This is a genomic window from Desulfovibrio sp. (genome assembly GCF_034006445.1).
Taxonomy (GTDB): Bacteria; Desulfobacterota; Desulfovibrionia; order Desulfovibrionales; family Desulfovibrionaceae; genus Desulfovibrio.
The window spans coordinates 1-8,833 of record NZ_JAVESS010000035.1 but is presented as its reverse complement, the minus strand read 5'-3'; the positions used below and the strand labels follow the sequence as shown (position 1 = coordinate 8,833).

Genomic DNA, 8,833 nt, shown 5'->3' with positions numbered 1-8,833 from the left:
TTGGGGCTTAACGTGGTTGTGCTCGGCGCGGGCACCATCGGCCTTGGCACCATTATGGCCGTCAGAGCCGCAGGCGCGGGCAAGATCATTGTGGTGGAAATGTCCAAGGCGCGCATTGAAAAAGCCAGGGAATGCGGGGCGGACGTCATCATCAATCCCAAGGAATGCGACCCGGTGGCCGCCATCAAGGAACTCACCGGGGGATCAGGCGCGGACGTATCCTTTGAGTGCATCGGCAACAAGATGACCGGCCCCCTGGCCATCGACGTTCTTCGCAACACGGGGCTGGCCATTATTGTGGGCATTTTTGAAGAACCCAGCTCCTTCAACTTTTTCAGCCTCAGCGGCACCGACAAGCGCGTCATGGGCACCCTGGCCTACACGCTGGACGACTTCAAGGGCCTGGCCGCTCTCATGGCCAAGGGCATCATCAGGGCTGAAAATCTCATTACCGGCAAGATTGAGCTTAAGGACATTCTCGATAAAGGCTTTCTGGAGCTCATCAACAACAAGGACCAGCATATCAAGATACTGGTACGCCCCTGAGCGCGTTGAAGCCTTTTACCTTTGAAAAAAGGGGACATTGCTCCAGGGCTGCACCTTCGTGCAGCCCTGGAGCATTTACATTTCTTGAAAGTTAAAGGGCTCTAGTTGAAAGTTAAAGGGCTCCAGGGGCTGTTTCGAAATTAATGATTTTGCGCCAAGGGCAAGGAAAAAGGCTTTTTTACGAAAGGAGTGTACTTTTGCGGTACATGACGAGAGTAAAAAATGGCCTTTTGACGCAGCCAATTGGACAAAAGAATTATTTAGAAACAGTCCCTATGTCAGCAATGCCCGTACTATGGCTTCGCTTTTATCAAGATCTTCTTTTTCCGGGTTCCATTGAGAACGAATGTTTTCGTCCACAACCTGAAAACCCGCCTTGGTGAGTTCTTCACGCAGCACCTTGTTGCCCTCGCCGCTCCAGCCATAACAGCCGAACACTGCGGCCTTCTTATTTTTGAACTTCAATGACGCCAGGAAGTGCAACCAGCCAGCCACGCTGGACAAAATGGTGCTGCTGACCGTTGGGGACCCCACGGCTATGGCACGGGACTTGAGCACCTCGGTCATGATTTCATTCTTGTCTGTTTTGGAGATGTTGAAGACCTTGACCTCTGTATCGGGGCTGAGCCTTCCGGCCTGCTCCGCAATGGCGTGCGCAAGCCGCGTGGTGCCCTCCCACATGGTGTCGTAAACAATGGTCAGCTGGTCTTCCTGGTAGTCCTGCGCCCACTGCGCGTATTTTTTTACAATCTGCATGGGATTGTCGCGCCAGATGACGCCGTGGCTTGGGGCTATCATGTCTATGGGAATGTTCAGGCTGCCAATTTCTTCAAGTTTTTTAGCTACAAAGGTAGAAAAAGGATTCAGGATATTGGCATAGTATTTCATTGCCTCTTTTTCAAGCAGGCATTGATCGGCCTTGTCGTTAAAAAGACCTTCAACGGCAAAGTGCTGCCCAAAGGCGTCGTTGGAAAAAAGGATATTGTCGCCAGTAAGATAGGTCGCCATGCTGTCAGGCCAGTGCAGCATGCGCATTTCGACGAATACGAGCTTTTTGCCATTGCCTATATCAAGGGTGTCGCCGGTTTTTACCACGTTAAAGTTCCAGCCGTGCTTTCCATATTGCCCCTCAAGGCTTTTGACGGCATTGGCAGTGCAGTAAATGGGCAAATCCGGCCGCGCCTTCATAAGCTCTGTCAGCGCGCCGGAATGGTCCACTTCACCGTGATTGGCCACCACGTAATCCAGTTTTGCGAGGTCAATTTCTGATTTGAGATTTTCAATAAACTCAAAGCGATGCGGTGCCCATACCGTATCAATAAGCACGGTTTTTTCTTCTTCAACCAGATAGGCGTTCTGACTTGAGCCATTGATGATGGAGTATTCGTCTCCGTGAAAATGCTTTAGTTCCCAGTCTATATAGCCAACCCAGCTGACATTGGCTTTTACGTGCTTTCTCATGGCAAACCATCCTTTTTTTTCGGGTTACGCGTGGCCGCCAGCGCTATCCATCATATAAAGCGTGGGATTGCGCCAAAATGACCTTCAACCTTTGAGACCATATCGCAAAGGCATTTTGCCACAGTTTCACACGACTATGGCGATTGAGTAAAGCCCCAAAAAAGAATGCCCCGGTCTGACAACGTCAGTTCGGGGCATCCATGATGAACCTGATGCGGCCTTTCAGGGCCACATCAAAGCCTTGGAAAAAATGTACGTTTAGAAGGTATATCCCACCGAGAACATGTAAATATTGGCCTGCACATTTTCAGAGTGCCCGCCCTTGATCTGGTTGGAGCCACGGATGCCGGAGGAACTCGTAGTGTCATAGTCCACAGGGTATATCCACAAATGGGCATAGGCCAGGTCAATGGTCCAGTTGTTCCAGGTGACGCCGGTGCCAAGGCTCATGGTGGTACGCCCGTTGGTGGGCATCATGTAGTCGCTGTAATTTTCGTTGACCACCGGGGTTTCATAGGCGACGCCGGCGCGCAGGCTCCACCAGTCCAGAGGCTTGTACTCGACGCTGCCGTTGAAGTTCCAGCCGTCGCGCCATTCCTTGTTGTTGACCGAAGAATAGTCGTTGCCCATGTTGATGTTCAGGGCATTATACGTAGACCAGCGGGTAAAGACAGTGCCCACTTCAAAACTCAAATTTTCAAGCGGCTTGTATGAAAGACCCCAGGCAATGGAGTCGGGCAGCTGCAAGGTGGCGTTGGCGCTGCGGTCCCGGGCCACGGGCAGAGTGCCTGCTCGGGTAAGCAGGCTGTCGCCCTCATAGCCAAAATCCACGTCGCCAAAAAGATTGAGCGTAACCTGGCTCTTGTACGACAGGCCCATGGACCACTGGTCATTGAAGCGCATGTGCATGCCAAGGTGTGCGCCAACCCCCCAGCCGCTGCCTTCAAGTTGCAGGTCGTTGTCAAAGGGCATTGTGGTGGACGAGGTTCTGGTGGGAATCTTGCTGCCCCTGTAAACATGGGCGTTCATGACTTCAGCGCCCACGGACAGGGAAAGCGTATCGTTGACCTTATAGGCCAGGGTGGGAACAAAGGACATGGTTTTCAGGCCGATGTCATACATATTGTATTTGCCGGTCCAATTGCTGTCGAAGGAGTTGCCCAGGCCAAAACGGCTGAATGAGGCAAAACCCAGCCAGACATTGTCATTCAGCTGGTGGCTGACAAAACCATGCGGGGCCAGCCACACATCGGGCTTGGTAGAGGTATACTTTGTTCCGCCTGTGCTCATATCGGCCACAATGGTGCCCATGGGCGCGATGACGGCAAGGCCGCCCATAACATGGGTGCCGGGCACCTGGGTTATGCCCGCCGCATTGTAGGCGAGGGTGGAAACATCGTCGGCGCGCCCTACGAGGCCGCCAGCAAGGGACACGCCACGCGCGCTCCATTCATTGAGCGCGAAACCCTCGGCCCGGACAGTGGCCGAACAGCAGAAAACCAGCGCCATCACCAGCGCCAATGCACGAAAAACCTTCATCCTCCCCCCCCATGACCTTGAGCCGTACCGGCCTGTACTCAAGAAAACACCAGACGCCGCCAGACAAGCCATTCTCGCGAACGGTTTGAATTGCCCTCAGACGGGCACGGACAACACTGGATAAATGACCGTCCTGGTTCCCGGTGCGGGAAGACGGCCAGCCCCACTAACAGCCTGCAAAATGCAATTGCCATTCACAACATATTTACAGGATCAAGGTCAAGAAAAAGTCGTAGGTTTTTGGTAGATTTTTGTGTTGAGGCAAAAAAATACAGGGCGCGTATGGCCTGCCAATCCTGCCCTTTCACAAGGCAGGAATACCGGCGGCGGCCCCGCAACAAGGCCAGCGGCGCAGGGGCGGGCCCCAGCAGCTGCAGGCCAAGCTCCGCCGCCCGGCCGCGCATGGCGGCGGCCAGATCGCTCAGGGCAGCCGCGCCGCCGCTGTCCTCCACCGCGTGGGAAATACGGATGAGCGCCAGGCGCACAAAGGGCGGATACTTCCGAAGTTTGCGTCGGGCCAGTTCAGCGGCGTAAAATCCCTCATAATCGGCCTCGCGCACATATTGCCAGCAATAATGGTTCACGTCGCGCGTCTGGATAAGCACCTGTCCGGCCTTGTCGCCCCGCCCCGCCCTGCCGGACGACTGCACCAGCAACTGGAACGTGCGCTCTGCCGCGCGGTAGTCGGGCAGGTTGAGCCCGAGGTCGCCGTCCGCGATCACCGCCAGGGTCACGTTGGGAAAGTGGTGCCCCTTGGAAAGCATCTGCGTGCCCACAAGAATGGGGGATTCCTGCCGGGCGAAGGCCGCCAGAATCTCTTCCATCCGCCCCGGACGCCGCGTGCTGTCCCTGTCCAGGCGCAGCACAGGCCCGCCTGCCAGCACGCTCAGACGTTCGGCCAGGCGCTCTGTACCCTCGCCCATGGGCAGAAAATTCATACCCTTGCACTCCGGGCAGGGAGACGGAAATGGCCGGGAGTAGCCACAATAGTGGCAGACCAGCTTTTCGCGTCCCTTATGGTAGGTCAGCCCTATTTCGCAGTGCGGGCAGCGCAGTGTGCGCCCGCAGTCAAGACAGTACATGAGCGGGGCATAGCCACGGCGGTTGAGCAGAACCACAGCCTGCTCTCCCCTGCTGATGGCCGCCTGCAGGGCCTGCTCGCTTTGCGGGGCCAGAAGTCCGCCCTCTGCCGTGGCGGCGGGTGAAAGCAGACTGATGTCCACCAGTTCAACGGGGGGCAGGTCGCGCCCGCCCACGCGCCGGGGCAGGCGCAGCACGGGCAGCAAGCCGCTTTCCGCTGCATGAAATGTTTTCAGATCGGGCGTGGCCGATCCCAGCACCAGCAGGCCGTGGGCCTGGGCCATGCGGAACCAGGCCACTTCCTTGGCCTGGTAGGCCAGACTCTCGTCCTGCTTGAAGGACGCGTCATGCTCCTCATCCAGCACCACGCAGGCGAGATGCGGCACAGGCAAAAACAGGGCCGAGCGCGTGCCCACCACAAGGCAGGGTTCCTGACGGGCCGCCAGCTGCCTGTACGTCGCCTCACGCCGGGCCGGGGACTGATAGCCGTGATGGAAAAAAAGCGGAACGTCCGGCAAGGCGCAACTGGCGTCACGCCGCAGCTTGTAGGCCAGCGCCACTTCCGGCGCGAGCAGGAGCACGCTTTTGCCCGCCGCAAGGCACGCGCGGGCGAGATCAAGATACACGGCTGTCTTGCCGCTGCCGGTCACGCCATAGAGCAGACGCGACGCCGCCTTTTTTTCCCTCTGGGCAGCCTCAAGAGCGGCTGTCATGTCGCTCAGGGCAGCCGCCTGATCGTCATTGAGGGTAAAGGGGACGGGGGGAGGCGGCAAAAGGCTCTGCTCCACGGCTTCCACTTCATCTTCGGCGTCCTGCCGCGTCAGCGCAACGTGCCCTGCGGTCAACAGCGACTGCAAGGGCGCGCCTACGCCCTGGCCCAGGGCGCGGGTAAGGTTGCGGCGGCTCACGGCCCCGTGCTCAAGCAGATATTCCAGCACCTCAATCTGCCGAGACGCCGAAGGGCGCACGGGCCAGGGCGGATCCACGCGCAGGACGCAAAATTCTTCGCTGGCAGCGTCTGATCCCGGGGGCAGCAGTCGTGCCGCGCCCTGGGCCAAAGCCTGCGCAAGCTCGCGCCGCGTGGCTTCATCCGCCCCACGGATGCGGGCCAGCGGCCATGATGCCGCGCCCTTTTCGTGCAGAAGCCGCAGCCGTACCCGCGTGAGACGCAGGCCCTGCGGCAGTGCATGACCAAGGATATTTCCGGTGCTCAAGGCCTGCCGAAGGGCGAGATCCTGGGCAAGAGCCAGGAGATCGGCCGTGAGCAGGGGCTGCTCCTCCAGGGGCCAGCAAACGCTCTTGCAGGCCACGCCTGCAGGCAAATCAAGACTGTCGCTGGTTTCAAGCACCACCCCCGCGCGCAGGGCGGCCTTTTCGCCGCGCCCAAGGGGTATGGCCACACGCAGGCCGGGCCGCCAGAAATCTTGGGGAAATTCCGGCGGCAGAGCGTAGCTCAAGGTGGCGTAGGGTGGACTCAGAAGAGCGATGCTGGCGTACATGTGGGGCAGAGTTAACCAATACCGGGGGGAAAGCAAGCCTCCCCCGGCCGCAAAGCTACGGTCAGGGGAGAATACCAAAGGAAACGCGCAGTTATTCCGTTTGGCGGCGTTGCTTCACTTTTTTTGCAACAGTCGAGGACGGAAGAGTCCACTCCTGCTTCAAAAAAAGTTCGCGCCTTGCCAACGAAACAACTGCGCGTTTCCAAGAGGCTCTTTAATCAGTGCCTCCCAAAGAGACGATTGTTTGCCGGGGCAGCCTGCGGGCTGCGGGCTGCATGCACCCACCAGAGCCTTTCAATTTCGAACCGCTCTGGAGCTATAGTACACCACAACAAGAGTTTTAGGGGGTGGGGGCGTGGGGGAGGGACCCTTTTGCAAAAGGGTCTCCTCCCCCACAAAACAACTCCAATAAAACTACCCTAGTGAAATTGCACAAAATTCTTGAGCAAATTCAGCAAATCGTAGCGCAATTCTTCATCCTGAAGGGCAAAATAAATATTGGCCGTCAAAAATTCTGCCCAGTCGCCCGCGTCAAAGCGCATGCCGGACATGCGCACCGCCATCATGCCCTTGTCCTGAGCCAGAGCCTGAAGGGCGTCGGTCAGCTGAATTTCACCGCCATGACCGGGGGTAACTTTTTCAAGATAGTCAAAAATATCGGGCGTCAGCACGTAGCGTCCCACAATGGCCATGCGTGAAGGCGCTTTTTCTCTGGTGGGTTTTTCCACCATGTTTTTGATCCTGAACACGCCGGGGGCCACTTCATCACCGTCGATAATGCCGTAGCGGCTGACCTTTTCCCACGGCACTTCCATCACGCCGATGACAGGCATTTTTTCCGCCATGGCCACTTCGATAAGCTGCGCAATGCCGGGCACGCCGCCAAACATGAGGTCGTCGCCCACCATGACGGCAAAGGGGTCATCACGCACAAGCTCGCGCGCGCAGAGCACCGCATGGCCGAGGCCAAGCTGCTTTTTCTGGCGCACGGACATGATGTTGACCATCTCAGCCACTTGGCGCACTTCGGCAAGCTTGTCCAGCTTTCCGGCGCGTTCCAGCACTGATTCCAACTGCAGGTTGTAGTCAAAATGGTCTTCAATAACGCTCTTGTCGCGGTTGGTTACAAAGATCACATCCTGGATATTGGCTTTCTGAGCCTCCTCAACCACATACTGGATGACAGGCTTGTTATAGATGGGCAGCATTTCCTTGGGAATATTCTTGGTCGCGGGCAATGAACGCGTGCCCCATCCGGCTACGGGAATAATAACCTTGCGAATATCCTTCATGCGCGCCTCCGCTGTTTGTTTAGCTAGCTATATATTCTGTCAAAATCGAAACGGATGCAATAACCCAGGTGCAGCGGCACGGATCATTGGGATACGCGCCGCAACGGACGCGCCTAACGTGTCAGGAAAATTTATCGACGCGTATGGGCTTTAACGCAACTCGCGCGCAACCACCTGCGCCAGGTCTTCGGCATATTCCCGCACCTTGTCCGCATTTTCGCCTTCCACCATCACACGGCAGAGGGCCTCGGTGCCGGAGTAGCGCAAAAGCACCCTGCCGCGACCGCCCAGTTCCTTCTCCACCTGTGCCACGGCTTCGCCAATGGCCGGGCGTTCCTCGAAGGGCAGGCGCTTTTCAACCCGCACGTTGATGAGCTTTTGCGGGAAGGGCGTCAGCAGGCCAGCCAGTTCGGAGAGGGGGCGTTCCTTTTCGCGCATGATGCGCAGTATCTGCAGGGCGGCCAGCAGGCCGTCGCCCGTTGTGCTGTACTTGTGGAAAATAAGATGCCCGGACTGTTCGCCGCCGAGCATGGCTCCTTCACGGCGCATGGCTTCCATGACGTACCTGTCGCCCACCTTGGTGCGCAAAAGTCGGCCGCCGTGCTCGCTCATGAAGATTTCCAGGGCCATATTGCTCATGGCTGTGGCCACCAGCAGATTGCCCGGCAACTCGCCCCTGGCCATCATGGCCTGGGCGCACAGGGCCATGATCTGGTCGCCGTCCAGTATGACGCCGCGCTCATCCACAACAATAAGACGGTCGGCATCACCGTCCAGCGCCAGGCCAATGTCTGCCCGCACCTCGCGAACCTTGGCGGCCACCACTTCAGGATGGAGCGAGCCGCAATGCTCGTTGATATTGGTGCCGTCAGGGCTTGTGCCAATGCGAAAGACCTCGGCCCCCAGCTCTTCCAGAGCCAGAGGAGCGACCTTGTAGCTGGCGCCGTTGGCGCAGTCCACCACAATGCGGAGTCCGGACAGCGTCAGATGCGCCGGAAAACAGCTCTTGGTATACACGATGTACCGGCCGCCGGCGTCCTCGATCTTGGAGGCCCGGCCCACACCACGGCAATCGGGATAGGGCCAGGAAAAGCCCTCGTCCAGCACCATGGCGGAGATTTCGTCCTCGGCCAGGTCGGGCAGCTTGTAGCCGTCGGCGTCAAAAAACTTGATGCCGTTGTCGTGAAAGGGATTGTGCGAAGCCGAGATAACCACGCCAAGGTCGGCCCGCATGCTGCGCGTGAGAAAAGATATGGCGGGCGTCGGCAGCGGCCCGGTCATGATGACCTGCATACCCGCCGCGCACAGACCGGCAGTGAGGGCTGATTCGAACATATAGCCCGAAAGCCGCGTATCCTTGCCGATAACCACCTTGTGCTGATGCTGCCCCCGCCGGAAGCGCACCCCGGCGGCCAG

At 57.9% G+C, this 8,833-nt stretch carries 6 protein-coding genes; 1 reads left to right on the top strand and 5 read right to left on the bottom strand.

The window, feature by feature from the left end; all coding sequences use genetic code 11:
- On the top strand, positions 1-546 hold a 546-nt coding region (locus RBR41_RS14360; RefSeq protein ID WP_320353356.1), incomplete at its 5' end, for a zinc-binding dehydrogenase.
- 273 nt (positions 547-819) lie between these two features.
- Here the strand turns inward: RBR41_RS14360 and RBR41_RS14355 are convergent.
- From RBR41_RS14355 to glmM, 5 genes are all read right to left on the bottom strand, one after another.
- Positions 820-2,007, bottom strand: coding sequence for an MBL fold metallo-hydrolase (locus RBR41_RS14355; RefSeq protein ID WP_320353355.1), 1,188 nt, complete (start codon positions 2,005-2,007; stop codon positions 820-822).
- Between the two features lie 258 nt (positions 2,008-2,265).
- Positions 2,266-3,546, bottom strand: coding sequence for an OmpP1/FadL family transporter (locus RBR41_RS14350; RefSeq protein ID WP_320353354.1), 1,281 nt, complete (start codon positions 3,544-3,546; stop codon positions 2,266-2,268).
- Positions 3,547-3,740: 194 nt separating this feature from the next.
- Entirely contained in the window at positions 3,741-6,125 is a 2,385-nt protein-coding gene (priA, locus tag RBR41_RS14345; protein WP_320353353.1) for a primosomal protein N', read from the bottom strand.
- A 419-nt stretch (positions 6,126-6,544) separates the two neighbouring features.
- On the bottom strand, positions 6,545-7,417 hold the full coding sequence (gene galU, locus RBR41_RS14340; protein WP_320353352.1) for a UTP--glucose-1-phosphate uridylyltransferase GalU: 873 nt from the start codon (positions 7,415-7,417) through the stop codon (positions 6,545-6,547).
- A 150-nt stretch (positions 7,418-7,567) separates the two neighbouring features.
- The coding region (gene glmM / locus RBR41_RS14335; RefSeq protein ID WP_320353351.1) for a phosphoglucosamine mutase at positions 7,568-8,833 on the bottom strand (1,266 nt) is incomplete at its 5' end.

What these genes read in the sequence shown, in the direction of transcription:
- RBR41_RS14355 (WP_320353355.1), bottom strand. Translation starts at nt 2,007, where the DNA reads ATGAGAAAGCACGTAAAAGCCAATGTCAGCTGGGTTGGCTATATAGAC.
- galU (WP_320353352.1), bottom strand. Translation starts at nt 7,417, where the DNA reads ATGAAGGATATTCGCAAGGTTATTATTCCCGTAGCCGGATGGGGCACG.
- priA (WP_320353353.1), bottom strand. Translation starts at nt 6,125, where the DNA reads ATGTACGCCAGCATCGCTCTTCTGAGTCCACCCTACGCCACCTTGAGC.
- RBR41_RS14350 (WP_320353354.1), bottom strand. Translation starts at nt 3,546, where the DNA reads ATGAAGGTTTTTCGTGCATTGGCGCTGGTGATGGCGCTGGTTTTCTGC.